The following is a 24,419-nucleotide window of genomic DNA, read 5'->3' on the forward strand; positions in this document are numbered from 1 at the left end:
ATGGTTTTTGGAACATTTATTGGAGGTTAATAATCTATCTGTAAGCTTTAAAATAGAAGAAGGCGAAGTACAGGCTGTGAGAGATGTGTCCTTTACCCTAAAAAGGGGTGAAACACTAGCTATAGTTGGAGAATCTGGTTGTGGAAAATCTGTATTATGCAAAAGTTTGATAAAGATACTTCCATATAATGGATATATCAAAAGTGGAGAGGTTCTATTTAAATCAAAGGACTTAGTTAAAAAATCTGAGAAAGAAATGGAAGATATTAGAGGAAGAGATATATCAATGATATTTCAAGACCCTATGACATCTTTGAATCCAACCATATCAATAGGAAAGCAAATAACTGAAGCTATAGTAATCCATCAAGGCATAAGTAAAAGTGAAGCTAAGAAAAGAGCTATAGAGCTTATTGAATTAGTTGGGATAGATAATCCTGAAAAAAGATTTAAACAATTTCCGCATCATTTTTCAGGAGGAATGAGGCAACGTATAGTAATTGCTATAGCACTAGCTTGTAATCCAGAAGTATTAATTGCTGATGAGCCTACAACAGCCTTGGATGTGACTATACAAGCTCAAATAATTGACTTAATAAAAGAACTACAAAATAAAATAGGCTTATCAATAATATTTATAACTCATGATTTAGGTGTAGTTGCAACTATGGCTGATAGGATAGCAGTTATGTATGCAGGTAAGATTGTAGAAATAGGAACAGTAGAAGATATATTTTATGACCCTAGACATCCATATACTTGGGGATTATTAGGTTCATTACCTACTTTAGATTCACAAGAAGATTATTTGTATAATATACCTGGAATGCCTCCAAATTTATTAAATCCTCCAAAGGGGGATGCATTTGCAGTAAGAAATAAAAATGCTCTTAGGATAGATTATGAAAAGGAGCCACCAATGTTTAAAATTAATGATACACACAGTGCAGCAACTTGGTTATTGCATCCAGATGCACCTAAAATAAATATACCAGTTAGGGTAAATGGGGGAAGGGTGATTTCTAATGAATAAAGAAAAAATACTAGAAATAAAAAATTTAAAACAATATTTTCATTTGGATAAAAGTACTATTGTAAAAGCAGTTGATGATATAAGTTTTGATATATATAAAGGAGAGATATTTGGTTTAGTAGGAGAATCTGGTTCAGGAAAATCTACAACTGGTAAAACTATAATAAAGTTACATGAGCCTACTGGTGGAGACGTAATTTATAAGGGAAATTGTATCTCAGATAAAAAATCATATAAATTTGTAAAAAAAGATGTAAATAAAAGTATGCAGATTATTTTTCAAGATTCTACCTCATCATTAAATCCTCGTATGACAATTGGAGATATAATTTCAGAGCCACTTAAAATTCAGGGTGTCTGTAAAAATAAAGCAGAAAGACTGGATAAAGTCTATGAGATGTTAAATTTAGTGGGACTTGATAGAAGCTATGCAAATAAATATCCTTCTGACTTTTCAGGTGGGCAAAGACAACGTATTGGTATAGCTCGAGCTCTTTCAGTAGACCCAGAGTTTATAATAGCTGATGAACCGATAGCCTCTTTAGATGTGTCTATACAAGCACAAATAGTAAATTTATTTAAAAAATTACAGAAAGAAAAGAATTTAACTTGTTTATTTATAGCGCATGATTTATCTATGGTGAGACATATTAGTGACCGTATAGGAGTTATGCATAATGGAAAATTAGTAGAATTAGCGAATTCAGAAGAGTTGTATAATAATCCTATACATCCATATACAAAGTCTTTACTTTCTGCAATTCCTATTCCTGACCCAAGATATGCTAAGGTAAGAAATAGAGTGGAATATAATTATAGTATGTATAATTGTTCAAGTGATGAGTTATCAAGTTGGATTGAGGTTTCAGATGGTCATTTTGTATATGCTTCTAAATCAGATATAAATAAATACCAACAAAATTTAAAAGTTGTTTAGTGTAAAAACCATTCTAGGTAAGAGTTGCTTATTTAGAGTGGTTTTTATGTATGTAAATTTATGTGTAAAAGTGTAAGCTTTAGAACGTTCCCTTTAATTATTATATTTAAAAATTTTATGATTAAAGTGTTAGCAAGTAGCATATTATTTTATAAAGGTTTATATAAAATACTTAAAATTGTTCTATATTTTGTCTTTAAATATATTAATATTAAAAAATTTACACTTTTAACAGGATTTATGTAAGTGTTTATAGAAATAAATAAGTATGTACATAATACATAATTATTTTTTATAATTCTAAAATAAAAGAATGGAGAGATAGCTATGAAGTGGAGAGATTATGCTGATGATGTAAACTTATTTGAGGATTTTGATAGAAGTATCAAACCTCTAACTGACGAACAAAGAAAGAAAAATATAAACACTTTAATTGCATATTTTTCAAAAGAAGTTCCTTCTAAAATATACAATTTATCAAATGATGAAATCAAGCCTAGAGATATACTTAGAGGACTTCTTAATGTATATCCACCAAAAGAAATTGCTCCAGAGATACTTAGTATGTTACATAACTTATTGTTAATTGAATGTGAAGAAAGAGAGTTAGTAGATGTAAATGATATAGAAGAAGTTGAGGAAGGCATTGCTATATGGAGAGGCAATATAACTAATTTAAAAGCAGATGCAATAGTAAATGCTGCAAACAATAAGCTATTAGGATGTTTACAACCATTACATTTATGTGTAGATAATGAGATACATTCATGCGCAGGTCCTAGACTTAGAGAAGATTGTGACAAAATAATAAAAAAACAAGGACATTTAGAATATACAGGAGATGCTAAAATAACTAGAGGTTATTGTCTACCTGCAAAATTTGTAGTACACACTGTTGGACCTATTGTATCTGGTGGTCAGCCAAGCAAAGAACAGGAAAAACAATTACTACATTGCTACAAATCATCTCTAAATACTATAAGAGAAATTGATGAAATAAAGAATATCGTTTTTTGTGGTATTTCTACAGGGGTATTTGGATATCCAAAAAAAGAAGCAGCTAATCTTGCTGTAAATAGAGTGAGATTATGGCTAAAAGAAAATCCTGAGAAAAATTTAAAAGTTGTATTTAATGTATTCACAGAAGAGGAAGAAGAAAAATATAGAAGAATATTTAGATAGCACTTGCCAATAAAGTATCTAGTAATATTTATTAGATAAGGCAATAGCTTATAAATATTAATGATTGATAAAATATAATTTGTAATTTTAGTAGATTAATAGGTATAATAGAAATCATAAGAGTAGTATAAGTAGCGATTGTATTACTTTTAAAAAACAAAATATAGGAAAATTAAATGGTAAATAAATATGAAAAATAGTTTTAAGAATTATATTAGTTTAAGAAATAAGGTAATAATTGTATCAGTTGTATTTCTGTTAATACCGTTAATCATATCGTATATATTTGGCAAATTGGTGTACGATAGCTCAGTTGGCTCAGAACAGTTAATAAAAAAAGAAGATGTATTAAAAGTATTTTCTAAGAGGAAAGATAAGCCCTTAGATAAATTGAAAAACTACAAGACAGATGAGCTGATGATACAAAGTTCTAATAATTACAAACTTGAAAGTCTTTTTATGAATTCAAATATAAAAACAAAAAATACTATTATAATTGTTCATGGAATGGGAAGTAATCACTATGAAATGCTAAAAATAGCATATGAATACTTAGATAAAGGTTATAATGTATTGATTTACAATCAAAGAAATACTGGTAATAGTGGAGGCGACAATTATACATTTGGTCTTTATGAGAGATATGATTTAGATAGTATAGTTAAGTTTGTAAAAAATAAATTCCCAGATGGTAAATTGGGAATCCATGGATTTTCTATGGGTGCAGGAACAGCTGCTATGCATACAGCTATAAACTCAGAAAGTCAAGAGGTCGATTTTTATATATTGGATTCTCCATATTCTGAAATGAAGGATGCCATTAGAATGGTAGTAATAGAAAAACATATACCAAATGTATTAGTAAATTATGTCGTAGCATGTGGGGATGTGTATAATAAATTTAAATCTGGATTTTGGTATAGTGATGTAGAACCATATAAGGCAATCGAAAAGAGTAATGTTCCTATACTATTTATACATGGAACAAAAGACACTGTTTGTAATTATCAAAATAGCCAAACCATGTATGACTTAGTCAAGCATAATAAAAAAGAGCTATGGCTCATAGAAGGTATTGAACATGTTGCTGGATATGACTCTGATAGTAGAGCATATTTCAATAGAATTTTTAGGTTTATAGATAGTAGTATTATCAATTAATAGAAATTAGTTGTATATTTTAATAGCTTATTTATTTTATTACAAAATAAATAAGCTATTTTTCATATTAAATATAAATATTTAATATGAATTAATTGATTATGAAAATGAAAATAACTACCAATTAAATTCACCTGTACCTCAAATAAAAGAGTTAGTATTATATACAATAAAATCTAACGAAAAGAGAGGTAGTATATATGAAAAACAAAAATAATAAAGAAAAAGGCATGTTGAATATGAGAGTATTAAGAGTTTTGGGATTACTATTAATATTTTTTGACTATACAGGAGATACTTTAAATTTTTATAACTTTTTTGCTAAACCCTTAGTATCAGGAAGTTTATATCAATCAGGAGGAGCTGATTATATAGTATTATTGTTATTTGTTACAGAATGTGTATACTTAGTTGGAAGATACATATTAAAAGTTAAAATAAATTGGAGTGAAGTTATTGAAAATGAAAAAGATAATTTTATTAATAATTTATTAGTTGAGAAGATACAAGAAGAAAGCAACTTTGTATATAACCTATTAAACTCATTTATTTTACCACATGTATACAAGATAGGAAAATTATTCATATCAAAAACACATAATACGTTAATCTACATTAAGGAAAATTACTATTATGTAAATATATATTAATATATTTAACTATTTAGTATATTGAATTTTATATGTGGCTACCAAAATGAACAATATAGGTTTTTATGATAGACTGAGTTTTTTGATGTACGTTTTTGGCATACATAAAAATCGCAATTTACTTTACAATTAATTTATAAATCATGTAAAAATAGATTGCGATTTTTATTTTTAAACTTCTGCTATGATTTTGCCTGTGTCAATCAAATCATATCCACCAAGACCTTGAAGTTCGGCCTTAAATTCAGCTGAATTAATTATACTAATTATAGTTTGGTAGACAGGGTTTTTCAAGTCTTCTTTTTTAATAACCAAATCATAACGTTCCTTGTGAAGAGGAATAAAGTCAATATTGTTTACTTGTAGAGCAGCTTTTTCATTGCCTAATCCAACATCAGCTATACCACGAGAAACCTTGCTTGCTACACCTAAATGCGATAATTCTTCATTATAATAACCATTTATATCAGTGCCATTAAAATTTAAAAGTCTAAGTTTGCCATCAAGCAAAACTCTAGTTCCAGCCCCTTTTTCTCGATTTACAAGTGTTATATTTGGTCTGGTTAAATCATTCCAACCTTTTATTTCCTTAGGATTTCCTTTAGCAACATAAAAACCTTGCATTCTATATGCTAGATTTATAAGTACACATGGGATTCCTGGCAATAGTTTTTTAACAAAAGTACTATTATATTCGTCTGTTTCAAAATCCCATAGATGGGATGATGCTATAGAAACCCTGCCATTATATAATTCATATAAAGCATTATAACTTCCTATATAAGAGCGAAATGTATTTACTCTATCTAATCTTTTTTCAACAGACCTAGCTAAAATGTCTAATATTACATCTTGACCAGAAATAATAATTTTACAATTATTATCAATATCTATATTTTTATTGTTAAAATGTGTATCTTTAATTTTACCAGTTTTTTGATTGTTGATATATTCTTCGACATCTTTAATATCAACTCTTATTTTTTTACCTACTTTGTAAGAAGGAAGTTCACCTCTTTTGATTAATTCATATACAGTATTTTTTGTTATCTTTAATAATTCAGCTACTTCAACAGGTGTCAAAGATGATAATGAGTCCATAATCCACCTCCATATAAGGTTATTTTAACATTAAAAAAAGAAAAATGTAGAAAAATATTTAAAAGTAATATAAATAATTTACTTGAAAATTTATTAGCAGGTATATATAATTAAGTTATACATAACAAAACGTGATAAAACATGATAAAACGAATTAAAATATGTATCAAATTTACAAAAAGGGAGAGTATTATGAAAAAAATATTGGGAATATTAGGATTAGTTGCATGTTTAACTTTGGGGACAGTTGGATGTAGTAGTAAAGAAAGTCCAAAAGATGATAGTAAAGAAGAAAAAACAAATAAAAGCAGTGAGACAGTAGAACTAAACATATCTGCTGCTGCAAGTTTAAAAGAAGCAATGGCAAAAATTGAAGAAGAATACAAAAAAGTTGATTCCAATGTAAAGCTTACAGTTAACTATGGAGCATCAGGTTCACTTCAACAGCAAATAGAACAAGGTGCACCATGTGATTTATTTATTTCAGCAGGTCAGAAACAAATGAAAGCTTTAGATGAAGAAAAGTTATTGGTTTCTGATACTATGAAAGATTTAGTTAAAAATGATTTAGTTCTTATTTCTTCAGCTGGTAGTGATGTATCTAGTATGAAAGACTTAACTACAGATAAAGTAAAGAAAATTGCAGTTGGAGAGGCTGAAAGTGTTCCAGCAGGTAAATATGCAGATGAAGTATTAACTAATTTAAATTTAAAAGAGACATTAAAAGATAAATTGGTGTTTGCAAAAGATGTAAAAGAGGTTTTAGCATGGGTGCAATCAGGTAATGCAGATGTTGGATTCGTTTATTTTAGTGACACTGTGAATAATGATAAAATAAAAGTAGTTGAGAAAACAGATGAAAAAACTCATTCACCTATTACATATCCAGTTGCAGTAATTGAAGCTAGTAAAAATGCAGATGCTGCTAAGAAATTTGAAGAATTCCTGTTGAGTGATGCAGGACAAAAGATTTTTGAGGAATTTGGATATAAAAAAGTAGAATAAGCTTACAAATAATTTATATGTAATTAAAAAGAAGTTGTATATAAATAAATGAAAATTGAAAATAATTGTATATTATAATAAAATGGAAATAGTGAAATTAATATATTTATTAATTTCACTATTTCCATTTAAATTAAGGAGGGAAAAAATGGGGACAGATTGGTCACCTTTATGGATATCACTTAAGACAGCTTTTTTGTCAACGATAATAACTTTTATAATAGGAATATTTGTGTCATATATTATGGCTAACTATAGAGGTAAGTGGAAAGGTATTATAGATGGTATCTTTACACTTCCATTAATTTTGCCACCCACAGTTGTTGGATTCTTTTTATTGTTGTTATGTGGGAAAAATGGCTTTGTAGGTAAATTTTTACTGAATTTTGATAAAACCTTAATATTTAGCTGGACAGCAACTGTAATCTCAGCAGTAGTAGTATCTTTTCCTATGATGTATAGAACTTCAAGGTCAGCTTTTGAACAAATTGATAGCAACATGTTGTCTGCTGCTAGAACCTTAGGTCTTAATGAATGGAAAGTTTTTTTAAAGATTGCAGTACCATTAGCTTGGCCTGGGATAATAGGTGGACTTGTGTTGTCGTTTGCTAGAGCACTTGGAGAATTTGGTGCTACACTTATGATAGCTGGAAATATACCTGGAAAAACTCAAACTATGCCAATCGCTATATTTTTTGCAGTTGAAGGTGGAGATATGAATAAAGCTATGATGTGGGTTATGATTATTGTAGCGATATCTATAGCAATGATTTTATTATTAAATTATTGGTCAGAATTCCAGCAGAAAATAATAGGAAAGAGGTGCAGATAGTTGAGTTTATATGTAGATATTGAAAAAGATTTATCCTCTTTTAAATTAAAAGTAAAAATTGAACAGGAAAAAGGAATTTTAGGATTTTTAGGTGAATCTGGTTCTGGAAAAAGTATGACATTAAAATGTATAGCAGGACTTGAAAAACCTACAAGAGGTAAGATTATATTAAATGAAAGAGTATTGTTTGATTCTGAAAAAAAGATAAATTTATCAACACAAGAAAGAAACATTGGTTTTTTATTTCAAAACTATGCATTATTTCCTCACATGACTGTAAGCCAAAATATCGAACTTGGTCTTTCAAAGTTAAGTAAAGATGAAAAAAAGGAAATAATAATGAAATATTTAGAAATACTTAAATTAAATGGATTTGAGGGTCGATACCCTTGGCAATTATCTGGTGGTCAGCAACAAAGAGTAGCACTAGCTAGAGCCTTAGCTACATCTCCAGATATACTACTTTTAGATGAACCTTTTTCTGCATTAGACCATCATTTGAGAAGTAATATGGAAAAAGAACTTATGAATATGTTAAAAGATTATAAGGGAGATATATTGTTTGTTACTCATGATATTGAAGAAGCTTACCGAGTTTGTGATGATATTATGGTTTATAATAAAGGAGAAGGTCTTCCAAAAAGACCTAAAAAAGAACTATTTGAGTCTCCAAAATATCTTATAGAAGCAAAAATAACAGGATGTAAAAATATATCTCGATTAAATAGAATAGATAACAATACTATTTATGCTACAGATTGGGGATGTAAGTTGACATTAACTGGAAACATAGGTGATAATATAGAATATGTGGGAATCAGAGAGCATCATATTAAGGTTTTAGATTCTAGTGAAAATTTAGATGGCAAGTTATGTTTTAGACTAATTAACATTATAGAAAATCCATTTACATACACTATATATGCTATAAACAATAATTTATCTAGCAAAAGTATGCCTATTCAGATAGAATTAGAAAAAAACAAAATGAAATTTGATAAGGGAGACAGCATTTATTTAGATTTTCCACAGGAATATTTATTTTGCTTTAAGTACAATTGCAAAGAAAAGGAGTAATTTATATGACTGAAAAAGAAAAAATGTTGTCAGGGAAAGGTTACTATGCAAATGATGAATTGCTAGTAAAAGAAAGAGAGTATTGTAAAAAATTAACTAGGTTGTTTAATAACTCTTTGGAAGATGAATATGAAAAAAGAGTGGATATTTTAAAAAAACTATTTGGTTCAGTTGGGAATCAAATAAATGTTGAACAAAATATAAGGTGTGACTATGGATATAATATACATGTAGGTGAAAATTTCTTTGCAAACTATGACTGTATTTTTTTAGATGTATGTAAAATTGAAATTGGTGATAATGTAATGTTAGCTCCAAATGTTCAAATTTATACAGCTTATCATCCAATTGAGGCACAGCTTAGAATTTCAGGAATAGAGTATGGTTCACCTGTAAAGATAGGAGATAATGCATGGATAGGTGGAGGCGTGATTATAACTCCAGGAGTTACTATAGGTGATAATGTGGTAATAGGTGCAGGAAGTGTAGTGACAAAAGATATACCATCAAATACTGTAGCCGTTGGAAATCCATGTAGAGTAATAAAACATATAGAAGAATAATTTTATTTATATAAATAAGTTAAGATTATTAATATATTATCTTTGGATAAGAAATATATCAATGTAAAATTGAATAGACAATATATTAAAATAAAAAAATATGCCTGTTTTTATGTTTGGAAAGATTCATAGAAACAGGCATATTGATTGTATATAAAAATATCATTAAATTTTACTTTATTTTCATATTTTATATTAATTAGAGTGGTCAAATTATTTATTTTCAGTTTTAATATAAACTATGTTCTTGTCAGAAGGTTTATCTAGAGAAAGTGCCTTTAGAGTATCTTCATTAATAATTAAATTAGTTTCTTCTAAACTTGTTATAGGCATATCTGAAACTTTAGATTCTCCTTTTAGGACCTTAACAGCCATCTCACCAGTCTTATAACCTAATTTTTCATAATCTATACCTTGGCAAGCTAATGCTCCACCTTTTACCATACCTTCCTCTGCAGCTATTATAGGTATTTTATTTTTAGTAGCAAGTTGAGAAACGATAGGCATAGAAGATGCAAGTAAATTATCTGTAGGAGCATAAATAACATCTACGCTACCCATTAAACTAGAAGCAGCTTGATTTATTTCACTAGAAGAACTAATTCCTTTTTCAACAACTTTAAGACCTTTATCATTTGCATATTTCTTCAAGTTATCAACTTGAACTTTAGAATTTACCTCACTAGTATTATATATAACACCTATAGTCTTTGCTTGTGGGATTAGTATATCAAGAGCCTTTAAACTCTTATCAATAGGTGTAAAATTAGAAGTTCCAGAAACATTTTTACCTGGTTTATCTAAAGAATCTGCAAATCCAGCTGAAACAGGGTCAGTTACAGCAGTTATAAGTATAGGTATATCTTTAGTAGCATTGTATGATGCCTGAGCAGATGGAGTAGATATAGCAAATATCAAATCTTTTTTATCAGAAACAAATTTACTAGCTATAGTTTGTGTAGTAGGCATATCATTTTGAGCATTTTGATAATCTATTTCTATATTTTTACCATCTTTAAATCCATTATCTTCTAGAGCTTTAATGAATCCTTCTCTGGATGCATCTAAAGCTTGATGCTCAACTAATTGAGTAATACCAATTTTTTTAATTTCATTATTTTTATCAGATGATTTATTTGACTCACCTTCATTATTTTTAGAACAACCTGTAATGGTAGATACACTAAGAACACCAATTAAAATTAAATTTATCAACTTACTGGACTTCATTTTGACCACTCCCTCATAAAAATCTATTATATTTATTCTTGTTTAGTTTTTACATAAGAAATATTTTCATTAGAAGGTTTTTCCATACCTAAAGCTTTTAGTATATCTTCATTAACAATGATATCTGTATCATCTGATGTAGCTACAGGCATATCAGAAACTGATTCACCATTTAAAATTTTAACAGCCATTTCACCTGTTTTGTAACCAAGTTTTTCATAGTTTATACCTTGACAAGCAAGAGCACCTTTTTCAACTGGACCAGATTCAGCTGCTATAACTGGAATCTTATTTTCAGTAGCTATTTTAGAAACTATTGGCATAGAAGAAGCTACTAAGTTGTCAGTAGGAACATATAAAACATCTATCTTACCAACTAAGCTAGAAATTCCCTGATTGACTTCATTTGAAGTAGTTATTCCTTTTTCAACAACTTTAAAACCATTTTTAGAAGCATATTCTTTTAAAGCATCAACTTGAACTTTTGAATTAACTTCACTAGTATTGTACATAACTCCTATAGTCTTTGCTTTAGGAGCAAATATTTTAAGTAGTTCTAATCCTTTTTCTACAGAAACAAAGTCTGATGTTCCAGATACATTTCCACCTGGTTTTTCAATTGATTTAACTAAGCCAGCAGCGACAGGGTCACTGACAGCAGTTATAAGTATAGGTATATCCTTAGTTGCATTATAAGCTGCTTGAGCAGATGGAGTAGATATTGCAAATATTAAGTCCTTTTTATCAGATGCAAATTTACTTGCAATACTTTGTGTAGTAGGCATATCATTTTGAGCATTTTGGAAATCTATATCAATATTTTCTCCATCTTTAAATCCATTTTTTTCTAAGGCTTTTACAAATCCTGTTTTAGTAGCATCTAATGCTGGATGTTCAACCAATTGAGTTATACCAATTTTTTTAACTTCTTTGTCTTTAGAGTTATTTTCTTGTTTAGAATTGCTAGAGTCTCCACCTTGTGAACATCCTGTAAGCATAGATATTCCAAGAGCACCAGCTAAAATTAAACTTACCAATCTTTTTTTATTAATCATTTTTATATCCCCCTCAAAAATTTTTTTATTATTATATATGTTCATATATTCATATGAATGGTTGTAGTATTGCTAAAAATATTATGACTTTAAAATTATTTTATAAATAAACTAATTTGTAAGTAAGCTAAAATTAAATTATCATAATATATACTTTTAAACAGCATATTCAAATTTTTCTAAGATTTCTTCAACTGTTAATTCTTCTTTTTCTTTTCCCTTTACATCTAAGACCACTTCACCTTTATGGAGCATAATTAATCTATCTCCATATTGAAGAGCATGCTTTAAGTTGTGAGTTACCATAAGTGTAGTTATATTTTTTTCTCTTACAATTTTATCGGTTAATTCAATTACCTCATTTGATGTCTTTGGGTCAAGAGCTGCTGTATGCTCATCAAGTAATAAAACTGAAGGACTTGTTAAGCATGACATAATTAGTGAAAGTGATTGTCTTTGACCTCCTGATAAAAATTGTACTTGTACGTCTAGGTATTTTTTTAAATCTAGAGAAACTCCTTCTAATAAATTTTCTAGAAAATCTCTTTTATAACGAAGACATTTTTTTAGATTTAATAACTTACCTTTATTAAGAGCCAAAGATAAATTTTCTCTAACTGTCATAGAGGGACAAGTTCCTAAACTTGGGTCTTGAAAAACTCTACTTACTATTTGAGTTCTTCTATGTTCAGCCAAATTAGATAAATTGTGTTTATTTAATAATACTTGACCAGAAGATTCTTTTATAAGACCCGATATTATATTTAATAAAGTGGATTTACCAGTTCCATTGCTACCTATGATACTTACAAATTCACCGTCTTCTATGTCAATTGATAAATTTTCAAATATAGTATTAGGTTGACCGTATGGATTTGGGAAACTCTTTGAAAGATTTTTAATTTGTAACATCTATAACACCTCTTTTTTCAGATTTATTTTTGGTACTAGCCTTGTACTTGTTTTTTTTTAGTGAGATATTTAAGTTACCAGTAGCTAAGAAAGCTATTATAACTATGGCAGTTATCAGTTTTAAATCAGTTGATAACATACCTAAACTCATTGCAAAGTATATAGTGAATTGGTATATGAAAGAACCAACAATTATTGCAGTAGTATTTTTAATGAAAGTGAATTTCTTAAATAATGTAATACCAATTATGATAGAAGCAATTCCAAGTACTAAAGTTCCGATACCCATATTTACATCTGAGAATCCTAAGAATTGAGCCATCAAACTACCAGATAAAGCTATAAGTCCATTTGAAATCATAAGCCCTAATATTTTTATAGAACCGATGTTTATACCCAAAGATTTAATCATTTGAGAGTTGTCACCAACACCTTTTAGAGTGTATCCAAGACCTGTCTTTAAGAATAAATCCAAAAGTACTTTACAGATAAGTACAAATGCTAGAGCTAAAACTATAGGAGATATTTCTCCATTGAATAAATGCTTAAAACTAAATAGTGGGATATTTGATTTTCCCATTATTCTTAGGTTGATAGAGTAGAGCATTCCCATAACTAAAATACCAGAAAGTAAGTTAGATATTTTAAATTTAATGTGAAGTATACCAGTTACAAGACCAGCAATACAACCACATAAAATAGCCATTAAAGTTGCTACTATAGGAGAAATCCCATTAGTAAGAGAAAATGCTACAATAGAAGCTCCCATTGTGTAGCTACCATCAGCAGACATATCGGGAAAATCTAAGATTTTGTAAGTTATATAAACCCCCAGTGCCATGATTGATAAAATTAAACTTTGCGTCATTACAGATATAATACCTGACATAAATAAAACACTCCTTTAAAAATATTTTTATAATTTTAATTATTTGTTAATTTTGTATATAAAAAAACCACATAGTATAAACAACTATGTGGTAAAAACACGAATAAGCCACATAGTATAATCTATGTGGCTCTTATATAGTTAAATGAAAACTCTATAAACAATATAGCCTACATAGATACAATCCCAAAGTTTTGCTAGTCTTAAGGGGTCTGTATCTATGTTAAAACGTAGGTACAAACCCTAGAAATAGTGGCTATAGTAATAATAATATTTTTTATTGTTTAATAAAGTATTCATAATTATCTCTCCCTTTTAATATTTTAATTAGTCAGAAAATTATATGTATTCTTGACTTGTTATAAATTATAAATTATACAATAATAAAAGTCAACTGCTAAATTTAATTAAGATACTACATAGTGTATACTTGGAATTTTTAAAAGAAAATGTATCAATTGGAAAAAACGTTATCCTAAACTTATAAATTGAATGGGAATTTTGTGAAAAAATATTTAATTAAAGAAAAATGTGGAATGAAGATAAAGCTGTAGATATTAAAATTTATAAAAAAAAGCTGTCTAAGAAATTTAAATTTCTATTTAGACAGCTCAAATAATGATTAGAAAGTTATATAACTTTCATAATCTGTCGTCAAAATAGACGACTTTATGGAAAATGAATAACTTTATATGCAATAAATTGCTACAATAAGTACAATTTTCAAAGGGTTAGGGTGGATAAGAGTACTTACTATATAAAGTTTTCATATTACCTACTTTTTTGAATTTACTACATTTTACTCTGCAGATTTTGCATTTTTATCTGACTTTATATACTTTATATTATCTGCTGATAGCTTTTGCATGTCAAGTGCTTTTAGTGTATCTTCATTGATTATTATTTCAGTTTCATCTAACATAGCAACAGGTATATCACCAACAGATTTACCCTCTAACACTTCAATAGCAAGTTCTCCAGCCTTGTAACCTAGTTTTTCATAGTCTATTCCACAACAAGCTAAAGCACCAGATGATACAGAGCCTTCTTCAGAAGCTATTATAGGTATTTTGTTTTCGTTAGCTACTTTAGAAACTATAGGCATAGAAGAAACTATTAAATTATCAGTAGGAACATATAAAACATCTATTTTGCCAACTAAACTAGAAATAGCTTGGTTAACTTCACTTGAAGAACTGATTCCTTTTTCAACAACTTCATAATTATTTTTCTTAGCATAATCATGTAGAGAATCAACTTGTATTTTTGAATTAACTTCACTAGTATTGTATATAACGCCTATTTTCTTTGCTTTTGGAGTTAAAGTTTTAACCAATTCAAGTGTTTTATCAATTGAAAGATAATCTGATGTACCTGAAACGTTTCCACCTGGTTTTTCAAGAGATTTAACCAAGCCAGCCTCTACAGGGTCTGTAACAGCAGTCATGATTATAGGTATATCTTTAGTAGCATTATAAGCTGCTTGAGCTGAAGGTGTAGATATAGCATATATCAAATCTTTTTTATCAGATACGAATTTACTTGCAATACTTTGTGTAGTAGGCATATCATTTTGTGCATTTTGGAAGTCTATTTTTATATTATCTCCATCCTTATAACCTTTATCTTCTAGTGCTTTTATGAATCCCTGTTTTGCCTTATCTAAAGATGGATGTTCTACTAATTGAGTGATTCCTATATTTTTTATTTCTTTCTTGTCTGTTTTTTCATTGTCTTTTGAAGCATCTGAGCCTCCATTTTGAGAACATCCAGTGAGCATAGATATTCCAAGAGTACCAGCTAAAATTAAACTTACCAATCTTTTTTTATTAATCATTTTTATATCCCCCTCAAAAATTTTATTATTATATATGTTCATATATTCATATGAATGGTTGTAGTATTGCTAAAAATATTATGATTTTACAATTATTTTATAAATAAACTAATTTGTAACTAAGCTAAAATTAAATTATCATAATACATACTTTTAAACAGCATATTCAAATTTTTCTAAGATTTCTTCAACTGTTAATTCTTCTTTTTCTTTTCCCTTTACATCTAAGACCACTTCACCTTTATGGAGCATTATCAATCTATCTCCATATTGAAGTGCATGCTTTAAGTTGTGAGTTACCATAAGTGTAGTTATATTTTTTTCTCTTATAATTTTATCAGTTAATTCAATTACTTCATTTGATGTCTTTGGGTCAAGTGCTGCTGTATGCTCATCTAATAATAGAACCTTAGGGCTTGCTAAACTAGACATAATTAGTGAAAGTGATTGTCTTTGACCTCCTGAAAGATATTGTACTTTGATATCTAAGTATTTTTTTAAATCTAGAGAAATTCCTTCAAGTAAGTGTTCTAAGTCATTTGTTTTATGACGAAGACATCTCTTTAAATTTAGCAAATTCCCCTTATTAAGAGCCAAAGATAAATTTTCTCTAACTGTCATAGAAGGACAAGTTCCTAAGCTTGGGTCTTGAAAAACTCTACTTACTATTTGAGTTCTTTTGTGTTCAGCTAAATTTGTTATATTAGTATTATCTAGAGTGATTTCACCAGAGGATTCTTTTAATAATCCCGATATTATATTTAATAAAGTAGATTTACCAGTTCCATTACTACCTATGATACTTACAAATTCACCGTCTTCTATACTAAGGGATAAATTTTCAAATATAGTATTAGGTTGACCATATGGATTTGGGAAACTCTTTGAAATATTTTTAATTTGTAACATCTATAACACCTCTTTTTTCAGATTTATTTTTGGTACTAGCCTTGCACTTGTTTTTTTTTAGTGAGATATTTAAGTTACCAGTAGCTAAGAAAGCTATTATAACTATGGCAGTTATTAGTTTTAAATCAGTTGATAACATACCTAAACTCATTGCAAAGTATATAGTGAATTGGTATATGAAAGAACCAACAATTATTGCAGTAGTATTTTTAATAAAAGTAAATTTCTTAAATAATGTAATACCAATTATGATAGATGCAATTCCAAGTACTAAAGTTCCGATACCCATATTTACGTCTGAGAATCCTAAGAATTGAGCCATCAAACTACCAGATAAAGCTATAAGTCCATTTGAAATCATAAGCCCTAATATTTTTATAGAACCGATGTTTATACCCAAAGATTTAATCATTTGAGAGTTGTCACCAACACCTTTTAGAGTGTATCCAAGACCTGTCTTTAAGAATAAATCCAAAAGTACTTTACAGATAAGTACAAATGCTAGAGCTAAAACTATAGGAGATATTTCTCCATTGAATAAATGTTTAAAACTAAATAGTGGGATATTTGATTTTCCCATTATTCTTAGGTTGATAGAGTAGAGCATTCCCATAACTAAAATACCAGAAAGTAAGTTAGATATTTTAAATTTAATGTGAAGTATACCAGTTACAAGACCAGCAATACAACCACATAAAATAGCCATTAAAGTTGCTACTATAGGAGAAATCCCATTAGTAAGAGAAAATGCTACAATAGAAGCTCCCATTGTGTAGCTACCATCAGCAGACATATCGGGAAAATCTAAGATTTTGTAAGTTATATAAACCCCCAGTGCCATGATTGATAAAATTAAACTTTGCGTCATTACAGATATAATACCTGACATAAATAAAACACCCCTTTGAAAATATTTTAAAATAATTTTTTAAATATAATTGAAAATTAAATTTTGGATATAAAAAAACCACACAGTACATATAACTGTATGGCAAAAACACGAATGAGCCACACAGTATAATCCATGTGGCTCTCTATAATATGATGATAAAATAAAAACTTTAACAACAATCACTATAGCCAACATAGATACAATCCTTAAAAATGGTAATCCTAAGGGGTCTGTATCTATGTTATGACAATTTGTCTTAACTTAGCTACAAACCCTAACTAAATTGGCTACTAAAAAATCGTACTTGTTTGTTTAATAAAGTCTTCATATTTACCTCTCCTTTTAATTTAATAATTTTGAAAATTTTGTTTTATATTTTGTATAGTAATTAGTTTAATACAGTAAAAAATAAAAGTCAACAATAAATTTTGAAAAATTATTAAATTGTCAGAAAATTGAGTTCGAATAAAAAAAGTTTTATGTATAGGATTGGGTAGTTTTCTTAAATTTTAATTTATAAATAAAAATTAAAATTCATTTGGATTTTAGAAACAAATTGAGCAAAAGGTAAACTTTTTATAGAATTAATGAAAATAGATTTTGAAGTAATATAATGACCAAAATTATATGATATAATAAATTGAATGATTATTTCAATTCAGAATTTTTATTATTTTTTTAATTATTTTTAGGAATCTTATTTTTGATGTTTTTATTCAAGATGTTTACAAGATTAAAAAGACTTCAGTAGATATTTATATGTTTTTATTTAAATATTTTAGGAAGTATTTAATTTTATAGGAGTGATGATATGTGTTGATAGGTACAGCGAATTTAAGTAGAAGTGTTGATAATGCATGCGTAGAAGAATTGGGAATTCCAATGATTGTATTGATGGAAAATGCAGTAATATCTGCAATGAGAAACATGGATATAGATATATATAATGATTATACAATTGTATGTGGTGTTGGAAATAATGGTGGAGATGGTCTTGGAATAGCAAGACATTTAAAGCTAAAAGAAAAAAATGTAAATGTCTTTTTAATTGGTAATATCAAGAAACTAAGTGAATGTTCTAAAATCAATTATAATATACTTTTAAATATGGGGATTAATATTATAAATATTGATAAAAATGATTTAAGCGAGGAATATAATGACTATATAAATAAAAATAAAGTAGATAAAATTATTGAAACAGAAAAACAGAGTATAATTAAAAATAAAAATTTAACAATGTTTAAGGAAGCAGTATCTAAAAGTGATGTTGTAATAGATGCAATATTTGGAACAGGACTAAAGAGAGAAATAACTGGTATTTTTAAAGAAGTAATTGATATAGTAAATGATAACAGCAAAAATACATATTCTATAGATATACCATCTGGTATAGATAGTGACAAAGGAAGTATACTTGGAATTTGTATTAAAGCAAAAAAAACAATTAGTTTTGAGTTTTATAAAAGAGGTTTTTTAAATTATGATGTAAACTCACTTATTGGGGATGTAATTGTAGAAAAAATAGGTATTCCAGATTTTATTACAAGAAAATACCATAATGATGAATTCATAACTGATGAGAGTTTTGTAAAAAATAATATTAGAAGAAGAGATAAGAATGGATTTAAAAGTGATTTTGGAAAAGTATCTATAGTTGCAGGCTCAAAAGGATTTTATGGGGCTAGTTTCATAGCAACTGAATCTGCTGTTAAAAGTGGAAGTGGTCTTGTAACTTTGATTAGTAGTAAAGATGTACAAGAAAAAGTATCTATTAGACTCACTGAAGCAATGACTGTAAATTTTGAAGAAGAGAGAGTTGATAAACTATTGAGCTCTAGCAATGCAATTGGTTTTGGTCCAGGAATGGGAGATAATCACAAAACTTTTGAGAGATTACTTAGAGTAGTAGAAAACTCTAGTTGTCCAATAATATTGGATGCAGATGGATTAAATGTTATGAAGGATAGATGCTATAAGTTTTTAGAGTGGAAAAATAAGTTTGTAATTACTCCACATCTGGGAGAAATGGCCAGGTTGACAGGTGACTCAATTGGGTATATAAGAGAACATAGAGTAGATGTGGCAAAAGAATTTGCTCAAAAATACAATGTAGTTGTCCTTTTAAAAGGATATCAAACTATCATAACAGATGGTAAAGAAACATATATAAATCCTACAGGAAATAGTTGTATGGCAACTGGTGGAATGGGAGACTGTTTACTTGGTATGATTACTTCTTTTGTAGGTCAAGGTATGGATATACTTGAAGCTACAGTGAGTGGAGCATATGTACATGGTTATATAGGAGATAAGTTAGGAAAAAGTATGTATACAGTAAATGCAACAGATTTAATAAGTAACATTTCGTTAACAATGAACAAGTTTTTGATTATTTAATTACTAATATTTGATACTACTTTGTAACAACTTTAACAAAGTATGCTGATATAATACTATTAAATTAATCTCAAATTGACTTATTTTATTGGTTTTTGGTTGATTGTTTAAAATCATATTCAAATATATTGTATAAAGAATATGATTTATATAGTGTTTGATAATTCATATGAAAAGAGGGTAGATAGTATGAAGTTGATATGGTTAATAGTAGCAGTCTTATTTGGAATAGCAGAAATGTTGACTCCAAGCTTAACACTAATATGGTTTAGTGTGGGAGCAGTAATACTTATATTTTTAAGTACTTTTATAAAGAGTATATTTTTACAAGTTTTAATATTTGCTGTAATTTCTATAGCTATGTTAGTTGTAGCTACTAAGAAAATTGTAAAAAAAGATAAAACTTATAAATCTAACACCAATTTACAAGCAATGATATCTAAAAAAGGTGTTGTTACAGAGGAAATTTCTCCAAATCAAACTGGTTTAGTTGTAGTTGAACATGAAACATGGACTGCTATTTCTATAGATGATGAAAAGATTGATAAGGGTTCTACAGTAGAAGTATTAAAAATAGAAGGGGTAAAACTAGTTGTTAAAAAAGTAAATTCTGCAACTAGTGTGACGAATCAATAAAATAAAAGGAGGATATATTTATGGGCATGAAAGTTGTTTTAAGTATTGTATTAATAATAGTAGTAGTAGCAATAAGTTTAACTTGTATAAGAGTAATAAAACAATCTAAAGTAGGTATAATAATGCGACTTGGTAAGTTTCAAAAAGTGGCTGAAACAGGAGTACATTTCTTGATACCATTTTTAGATAAAATGGCATATGTGATTGACTTGAGAGAAATTGTAATAGATTTCCCACCTCAGCCAGTTATAACTAAAGATAATGTAACTATGCAGATTGATACAGTTGTATATTATAAAGTTACAGACCCAGTTAGATATGTATTTGAAATAGCAAATCCAATAGCTGCTATTGAAAATCTAACAGCTACAACTTTAAGAAATATAATTGGTGAACTTGATTTAGATGAAACACTAACATCAAGAGATATAATAAATGTAAAAATGAGAACAATCCTTGATGAAGCAACAGATAAATGGGGAATAAAAGTAAATAGAGTAGAGTTAAAGAACATAATGCCTCCTCATGATATTCAAGTTGCGATGGAAAAGCAAATGAGAGCGGAAAGAGAAAGAAGAGAAGCAATACTTCAAGCAGAAGGTAATAAGTCAGCTGCTATATTACAAGCAGAAGGAGAAAAACAATCTGCTATATTAACAGCAGAAGCAAGAAAAGAAGCTATGGTACGTGTAGCAGAAGGAGAAAAAGAGTCTGCTATATTGGTAGCAGAAGGTGAAGCTGAGGCTATAAGACAAACAGCTATTGCTAAAGCACAAGGTGAAGCTGAAATGATTAAAAGAACTCAAATGGCTACTGCAGAAGGTTTGAAATTAGTATTTTCAGCTATGAAAGAGTCTGACATTGACAATAATATCTTAGCATTAAAATCTATGGAAGCACTTGAAAAAATGGCTGAAGGTAAGTCAACAAAATTGGTTTTACCTTCAGAAGCAGTTAATTTCTTAGGAACATTCAAAGGAATAAAAGAAGTCATGAGTGATGATAAAAATGATATATTAGATGTAAAAGATGCATTTAGTGGAAATGATTCATTAAAAAAATAAAAGAGTTTTTTTATAGTAGGAAGGAAATGGAAATTAAATGTCGAATTAATTAAATATAGTATAGAATGCACATTGAAAAGAAGAAGACTTATAGTTTTTTAGGTCTTCTTCTTTGTTTTTATTTATAAAACGCGATTTTAAAAATAAATTAACAGAATTTTTATACAATTTACCCTTTACTAATGTAAAAAGTGTTATATAATATTAAATAAAACATATAGGAAAAGAAAGTAACTTTAATTTGGATATTTATATTGATAACATATATAGTTATAAAAATATCAAACATAATGAATATGTCTAACAATAGAACTAAAATTTTATAATTCAATGATTTAATCATAGATGAGCAAATAACAAAAAATAAAATTAGCTAGTAATTATTTAAAGATTTTTAGATAATCATGTCATATTATGTTCTATTATTATCAAATCAAAAAAGCATAAAAATTTAAGTACGTTTGTATGATATAAATTGATTTATAAAAAATATTTTTTATATCTATAAAATAAATGTTTATATTATTTTCTAACTAGGAATTGAATATTATAAGTACTATAGCACTTATGGAAAATAATGTATACTTCAATAAAGTAATTATGGGGTATACATTATAGAAATTGTATAGTTTATATTATTTTACTCTTATTACATTATCATTTGGGCAAAATTTATACACAACATTTATTGACTAAAAGTTTATAAAGGTAAAAATGCAATTATAAATATTAATTACTAGATGAGGGGAGTGTCATTAAATGAAAAAAGAGATGTTAGCTATGATTTTGGCAGGGGGGCAAGGTTCAAGACTTGGAGTTTTCACAAAGAGAATTGCAAAACCAGCTGTATCATTTGGAGGAAAGTACAGAATTATTGACTTTGTTTTAAGTAATTGTTCAAATTCTGGTATAGATACTGTAGGTGTTTTAACTCAATATAGACCACTGATATTAAATTCTCATATAGGTATGGGAAGTCATTGGGATTTAGACAGAATAAATGGTGGAGTATATGTATTACAACCATTTATGAATGAAAAAGAGGGAAATTGGTATAATGGTACAGCACATGCTATATATCAGAATATGGATTTTGTAGATACCTATAATCCAGAATATGTATTAATATTATCTGGTGACCATATATATAAGATGGATTATAGTAAAATGCTAAAATTTCATAAAGAAAAAGGCTCTAAGGCTACGATTGCAGTAATTGAAGTACCTTGGGATGAAGCTTCTAGATTTGGCATAATGAATACAAATGAAGATTCAAGTATTTATGAATTTGAAGAAAAGCCAGGTGAACCTAAAAGTAATTTGGCATCTATGGGAGTATACATATTTGATTGGAAAATGTTGAGAAGTTATTTTAAAGAAGCAGAAAAAAATTCAGATATAAATTATGATGATTTTGGAAAGAATTTAATACCTAAAATGTTAGAGGATAATGTTGGAATGTATGCATATCCATTTAAGGGGTATTGGAGAGACGTAGGAACTATACAAAGTTTATGGGATGCAAATATGGATATAATTAAATCTCCAGAAACACTGGATTTATCAGACCCTAAATGGAAGATATATACAAATACAATGGCAATGCCTCCTCAATATATAGGCAAAAGTGCAAATGTTCATAGATCAATGATAGCTGATGGTTGTAGAATTTTAGGAGAAGTAGGAAACTCTGTATTATCACATGGAGTTGTTGTTGGAAAAGGAAGTAAAGTAATTGATTCAGTAATCATGCCAAATGTTGTAATAGGAGAAAATGTAACTATAGAAAAAGCTATGATAGGTGAATGTGCAACTATAAATGACAATGTTCAGATAAAAAATGTAAATAATGAGATAAATGTAGTTTCTGAATATGAAAATATAGAGCCTAGATGCGTATTAATAGAAGGAGGTCTTTAAGATGAGAAATGAATGTTTAGGTATAATAAATTTAAACAAAAAAGGAGACCCTGCAATAAATAAACTTAATTATGGAAGACCGATAGCTTCTACACCAATAGCTGGAAGATATAGAATAATAGACTTTGCTCTATCTAATATGATAAATTCAGGAATCACAAAAGTTGGAATATTCGCAAAAGAAAAGTATAGATCATTGACAGACCATATAGGTAGTGGAAAAGATTGGGATTTAAGTAGAAAAAAGGGCGGTTTATCAATTTTTAGCCCAGAAAATACTAAGTATAGAAATACTTACTCACATAGAGAAGGAGATATATACACAATACTAGCTAATCTTGATTATATAGAGAAAAGTGAAGAAGAATACATTTTAATAGCTCCAAGTTATATGTTATGTAACCTAGATTACTCTCAGGCTTTGGAGTACCATAAAAAATCTCATAATGATATAACTATAATATATAAAAATGTAAACAATGCAAATAAAGATTTTGCTGGTAATCTAACCTTAAACTTAGATAGTAATAACAGAGTAATAAATGTAGGAAATAATTTAGGAAAATTCCCTAGAGCAAATATATGTATGGAAACATATATTATGAAACGTGAAGATTTTGTAGAATGTATATATAATATTGTAAATAAAGGGAATTATTGTTATTTAGAAGAGTTCATTGTTGAAGAAGCAGAAAATATGAAAATAGGAGCTTATGAGTATACAGGATATTTGAAATGTGTAAATTCTGTTGAATCATATTTTCAAATGAGCAAAGATTTATTAGAAATAGAAGTGGCTGATGAATTACTGTATTCTGAAAGAAAAATATTTACTAAAGAAAAGAATGAGTCACCTACAATTTACACAGATAGTGCAAAGGTAGAAAATAGTTTTATAGCATCAGGTTGCTTAATAGAAGGTACTGTAAAAGATAGCATTATATTTAGAAAAGTTAATGTTGAAAAAGGAACAGTTATAGAAAACTCAATAGTAATGCAAAATTGTGTAATAAAGTCAAATGCAAAACTATATAATGCAATACTAGATAAAAATACAAGTGTATCAAAAGGAAAAGAGTTAAAAGGAGATGAAAAATATCCTATTGTAGTAGAAAAAAATACGAATATATAAAA

22 protein-coding genes are annotated in these 24,419 nt (G+C 28.1%); 14 read left to right on the forward strand and 8 right to left on the reverse strand.

Annotated features, from left to right (window positions below; translation table 11 throughout):
• Window positions 1–7: 7 nt before the first annotated feature.
• The 5 genes from IC219_RS08295 to IC219_RS08315 all read left to right on the forward strand — a co-directional run bounded on the left by IC219_RS08295 (window position 8) and on the right by IC219_RS08315 (window position 4,963).
• Window positions 8–1,033 carry an ABC transporter ATP-binding protein gene (locus IC219_RS08295; protein WP_227433328.1) on the forward strand — a complete coding sequence of 342 codons (1,026 nt, stop codon included), beginning with the start codon at window positions 8–10 and terminating at the stop codon, window positions 1,031–1,033.
• Window positions 1,026–1,970 (forward strand): ABC transporter ATP-binding protein, encoded by a 945-nt coding sequence (locus IC219_RS08300; RefSeq protein WP_227433327.1) that lies wholly within the window; start codon window positions 1,026–1,028, stop codon window positions 1,968–1,970. The genes IC219_RS08295 and IC219_RS08300 overlap by 8 nt, the downstream gene beginning before the upstream one ends.
• Before the next feature lie 327 nt (window positions 1,971–2,297).
• Complete coding sequence (locus tag IC219_RS08305) at window positions 2,298–3,152, forward strand: protein-ADP-ribose hydrolase (protein WP_227433326.1); 855 nt, start codon at window positions 2,298–2,300, stop codon at window positions 3,150–3,152.
• Between the two features lie 189 nt (window positions 3,153–3,341).
• Window positions 3,342–4,313 (forward strand): alpha/beta hydrolase, encoded by a 972-nt coding sequence (locus IC219_RS08310; RefSeq protein WP_227853318.1) that lies wholly within the window; start codon window positions 3,342–3,344, stop codon window positions 4,311–4,313.
• Window positions 4,314–4,513: 200 nt separating this feature from the next.
• On the forward strand, window positions 4,514–4,963 hold the full coding sequence (locus IC219_RS08315) for a hypothetical protein (RefSeq protein WP_227433324.1): 450 nt from the start codon (window positions 4,514–4,516) through the stop codon (window positions 4,961–4,963).
• 171 nt (window positions 4,964–5,134) lie between these two features.
• Here IC219_RS08315 and IC219_RS08320 read toward each other — a convergent pair whose 3' ends face one another.
• Window positions 5,135–6,064 carry a helix-turn-helix transcriptional regulator gene (locus IC219_RS08320; RefSeq protein ID WP_227482962.1) on the reverse strand — a complete coding sequence of 310 codons (930 nt, stop codon included), beginning with the start codon at window positions 6,062–6,064 and terminating at the stop codon, window positions 5,135–5,137.
• Window positions 6,065–6,256: 192 nt separating this feature from the next.
• Here IC219_RS08320 and modA point away from each other — a divergent pair, with 192 nt between their 5' ends.
• The 4 genes from modA to IC219_RS08340 all read left to right on the forward strand — a co-directional run bounded on the left by modA (window position 6,257) and on the right by IC219_RS08340 (window position 9,541).
• Window positions 6,257–7,069: a molybdate ABC transporter substrate-binding protein gene (gene modA / locus IC219_RS08325; protein ID WP_227482961.1), complete on the forward strand. Its 813-nt coding sequence runs from the start codon at window positions 6,257–6,259 to the stop codon at window positions 7,067–7,069.
• A gap of 148 nt (window positions 7,070–7,217) precedes the next feature.
• A complete protein-coding gene (modB, locus tag IC219_RS08330) occupies window positions 7,218–7,901 on the forward strand; it encodes a molybdate ABC transporter permease subunit (protein WP_227433321.1) in 684 nt (227 codons plus the stop codon).
• Window positions 7,902–8,978 (forward strand): sulfate/molybdate ABC transporter ATP-binding protein, encoded by a 1,077-nt coding sequence (locus tag IC219_RS08335; protein WP_227433320.1) that lies wholly within the window; start codon window positions 7,902–7,904, stop codon window positions 8,976–8,978. It begins immediately after the preceding gene.
• A 5-nt stretch (window positions 8,979–8,983) separates the two neighbouring features.
• Window positions 8,984–9,541, forward strand: a complete 558-nt coding sequence (locus IC219_RS08340) for a sugar O-acetyltransferase (protein WP_227433319.1) — start codon at window positions 8,984–8,986, stop codon at window positions 9,539–9,541.
• Between the two features lie 213 nt (window positions 9,542–9,754).
• Here IC219_RS08340 and IC219_RS08345 read toward each other — a convergent pair whose 3' ends face one another.
• From IC219_RS08345 to IC219_RS08375, 7 genes are all read right to left on the reverse strand, one after another.
• Window positions 9,755–10,771, reverse strand: a complete 1,017-nt coding sequence (locus IC219_RS08345) for an ABC transporter substrate-binding protein (RefSeq protein ID WP_227433318.1) — start codon at window positions 10,769–10,771, stop codon at window positions 9,755–9,757.
• Window positions 10,772–10,803: 32 nt separating this feature from the next.
• The gene (locus IC219_RS08350; protein WP_227433317.1) at window positions 10,804–11,826 is read right to left on the reverse strand and encodes a CD0873 family tyrosine ABC transporter substrate-binding lipoprotein; all 1,023 of its coding nucleotides are present in this window, start codon (window positions 11,824–11,826) and stop codon (window positions 10,804–10,806) included.
• Window positions 11,827–11,982: 156 nt separating this feature from the next.
• Complete coding sequence (locus tag IC219_RS08355) at window positions 11,983–12,738, reverse strand: ABC transporter ATP-binding protein (RefSeq protein ID WP_227433316.1); 756 nt, start codon at window positions 12,736–12,738, stop codon at window positions 11,983–11,985.
• The gene (locus IC219_RS08360) at window positions 12,725–13,627 is read right to left on the reverse strand and encodes an ABC transporter permease (protein WP_227482959.1); all 903 of its coding nucleotides are present in this window, start codon (window positions 13,625–13,627) and stop codon (window positions 12,725–12,727) included. The genes IC219_RS08355 and IC219_RS08360 overlap by 14 nt, the downstream gene beginning before the upstream one ends.
• 799 nt (window positions 13,628–14,426) lie before the next feature.
• Complete coding sequence (locus IC219_RS08365; RefSeq protein ID WP_227482958.1) at window positions 14,427–15,464, reverse strand: ABC transporter substrate-binding protein; 1,038 nt, start codon at window positions 15,462–15,464, stop codon at window positions 14,427–14,429.
• Between the two features lie 153 nt (window positions 15,465–15,617).
• The gene (locus IC219_RS08370; RefSeq protein WP_227482957.1) at window positions 15,618–16,373 is read right to left on the reverse strand and encodes an ATP-binding cassette domain-containing protein; all 756 of its coding nucleotides are present in this window, start codon (window positions 16,371–16,373) and stop codon (window positions 15,618–15,620) included.
• On the reverse strand, window positions 16,360–17,262 hold the full coding sequence (locus tag IC219_RS08375) for an ABC transporter permease (protein ID WP_227482956.1): 903 nt from the start codon (window positions 17,260–17,262) through the stop codon (window positions 16,360–16,362). Before IC219_RS08375 ends, IC219_RS08370 begins: the two co-directional genes overlap by 14 nt.
• Window positions 17,263–18,078: 816 nt before the next feature.
• Between IC219_RS08375 and IC219_RS08380 the strand changes: the two genes are divergently transcribed.
• The 5 genes from IC219_RS08380 (at window position 18,079) to glgD (ending at window position 24,417) form a co-directional block, all read left to right on the forward strand.
• Complete coding sequence (locus tag IC219_RS08380) at window positions 18,079–19,665, forward strand: NAD(P)H-hydrate dehydratase (RefSeq protein WP_227482955.1); 1,587 nt, start codon at window positions 18,079–18,081, stop codon at window positions 19,663–19,665.
• Between the two features lie 189 nt (window positions 19,666–19,854).
• Window positions 19,855–20,301, forward strand: a complete 447-nt coding sequence (locus IC219_RS08385; protein ID WP_227436772.1) for an NfeD family protein — start codon at window positions 19,855–19,857, stop codon at window positions 20,299–20,301.
• 20 nt (window positions 20,302–20,321) lie between these two features.
• Entirely contained in the window at window positions 20,322–21,365 is a 1,044-nt protein-coding gene (locus tag IC219_RS08390; protein ID WP_227436770.1) for an SPFH domain-containing protein, read from the forward strand.
• A gap of 759 nt (window positions 21,366–22,124) precedes the next feature.
• Window positions 22,125–23,285: a glucose-1-phosphate adenylyltransferase gene (locus IC219_RS08395; RefSeq protein ID WP_227436768.1), complete on the forward strand. Its 1,161-nt coding sequence runs from the start codon at window positions 22,125–22,127 to the stop codon at window positions 23,283–23,285.
• 1 nt (window position 23,286) lies between these two features.
• The gene (gene glgD / locus IC219_RS08400) at window positions 23,287–24,417 is read left to right on the forward strand and encodes a glucose-1-phosphate adenylyltransferase subunit GlgD (RefSeq protein WP_227436767.1); all 1,131 of its coding nucleotides are present in this window, start codon (window positions 23,287–23,289) and stop codon (window positions 24,415–24,417) included.
• Window positions 24,418–24,419 lie beyond the last annotated feature (2 nt).

This window comes from Clostridioides sp. ES-W-0018-02 (assembly GCF_020658175.1).
In the GTDB taxonomy this organism is placed as follows: Bacteria; Bacillota; Clostridia; order Peptostreptococcales; family Peptostreptococcaceae; genus Clostridioides.

What these genes read in the sequence shown, in the direction of transcription:
- IC219_RS08300 (WP_227433327.1), top strand. Translation starts at nt 1,026, where the DNA reads ATGAATAAAGAAAAAATACTAGAAATAAAAAATTTAAAACAATATTTT.
- IC219_RS08305 (WP_227433326.1), top strand. Translation starts at nt 2,298, where the DNA reads ATGAAGTGGAGAGATTATGCTGATGATGTAAACTTATTTGAGGATTTT.
- IC219_RS08310 (WP_227853318.1), top strand. Translation starts at nt 3,342, where the DNA reads ATGAAAAATAGTTTTAAGAATTATATTAGTTTAAGAAATAAGGTAATA.
- IC219_RS08315 (WP_227433324.1), top strand. Translation starts at nt 4,514, where the DNA reads ATGAAAAACAAAAATAATAAAGAAAAAGGCATGTTGAATATGAGAGTA.
- IC219_RS08320 (WP_227482962.1), bottom strand. Translation starts at nt 6,064, where the DNA reads ATGGACTCATTATCATCTTTGACACCTGTTGAAGTAGCTGAATTATTA.
- modA (WP_227482961.1), top strand. Translation starts at nt 6,257, where the DNA reads ATGAAAAAAATATTGGGAATATTAGGATTAGTTGCATGTTTAACTTTG.
- modB (WP_227433321.1), top strand. Translation starts at nt 7,218, where the DNA reads ATGGGGACAGATTGGTCACCTTTATGGATATCACTTAAGACAGCTTTT.
- IC219_RS08340 (WP_227433319.1), top strand. Translation starts at nt 8,984, where the DNA reads ATGACTGAAAAAGAAAAAATGTTGTCAGGGAAAGGTTACTATGCAAAT.
- IC219_RS08345 (WP_227433318.1), bottom strand. Translation starts at nt 10,771, where the DNA reads ATGAAGTCCAGTAAGTTGATAAATTTAATTTTAATTGGTGTTCTTAGT.
- IC219_RS08350 (WP_227433317.1), bottom strand. Translation starts at nt 11,826, where the DNA reads ATGATTAATAAAAAAAGATTGGTAAGTTTAATTTTAGCTGGTGCTCTT.
- IC219_RS08355 (WP_227433316.1), bottom strand. Translation starts at nt 12,738, where the DNA reads ATGTTACAAATTAAAAATCTTTCAAAGAGTTTCCCAAATCCATACGGT.
- IC219_RS08360 (WP_227482959.1), bottom strand. Translation starts at nt 13,627, where the DNA reads ATGTCAGGTATTATATCTGTAATGACGCAAAGTTTAATTTTATCAATC.
- IC219_RS08365 (WP_227482958.1), bottom strand. Translation starts at nt 15,464, where the DNA reads ATGATTAATAAAAAAAGATTGGTAAGTTTAATTTTAGCTGGTACTCTT.
- IC219_RS08370 (WP_227482957.1), bottom strand. Translation starts at nt 16,373, where the DNA reads ATGTTACAAATTAAAAATATTTCAAAGAGTTTCCCAAATCCATATGGT.
- IC219_RS08375 (WP_227482956.1), bottom strand. Translation starts at nt 17,262, where the DNA reads ATGTCAGGTATTATATCTGTAATGACGCAAAGTTTAATTTTATCAATC.
- IC219_RS08385 (WP_227436772.1), top strand. Translation starts at nt 19,855, where the DNA reads ATGAAGTTGATATGGTTAATAGTAGCAGTCTTATTTGGAATAGCAGAA.
- IC219_RS08390 (WP_227436770.1), top strand. Translation starts at nt 20,322, where the DNA reads ATGGGCATGAAAGTTGTTTTAAGTATTGTATTAATAATAGTAGTAGTA.
- IC219_RS08395 (WP_227436768.1), top strand. Translation starts at nt 22,125, where the DNA reads ATGAAAAAAGAGATGTTAGCTATGATTTTGGCAGGGGGGCAAGGTTCA.
- glgD (WP_227436767.1), top strand. Translation starts at nt 23,287, where the DNA reads ATGAGAAATGAATGTTTAGGTATAATAAATTTAAACAAAAAAGGAGAC.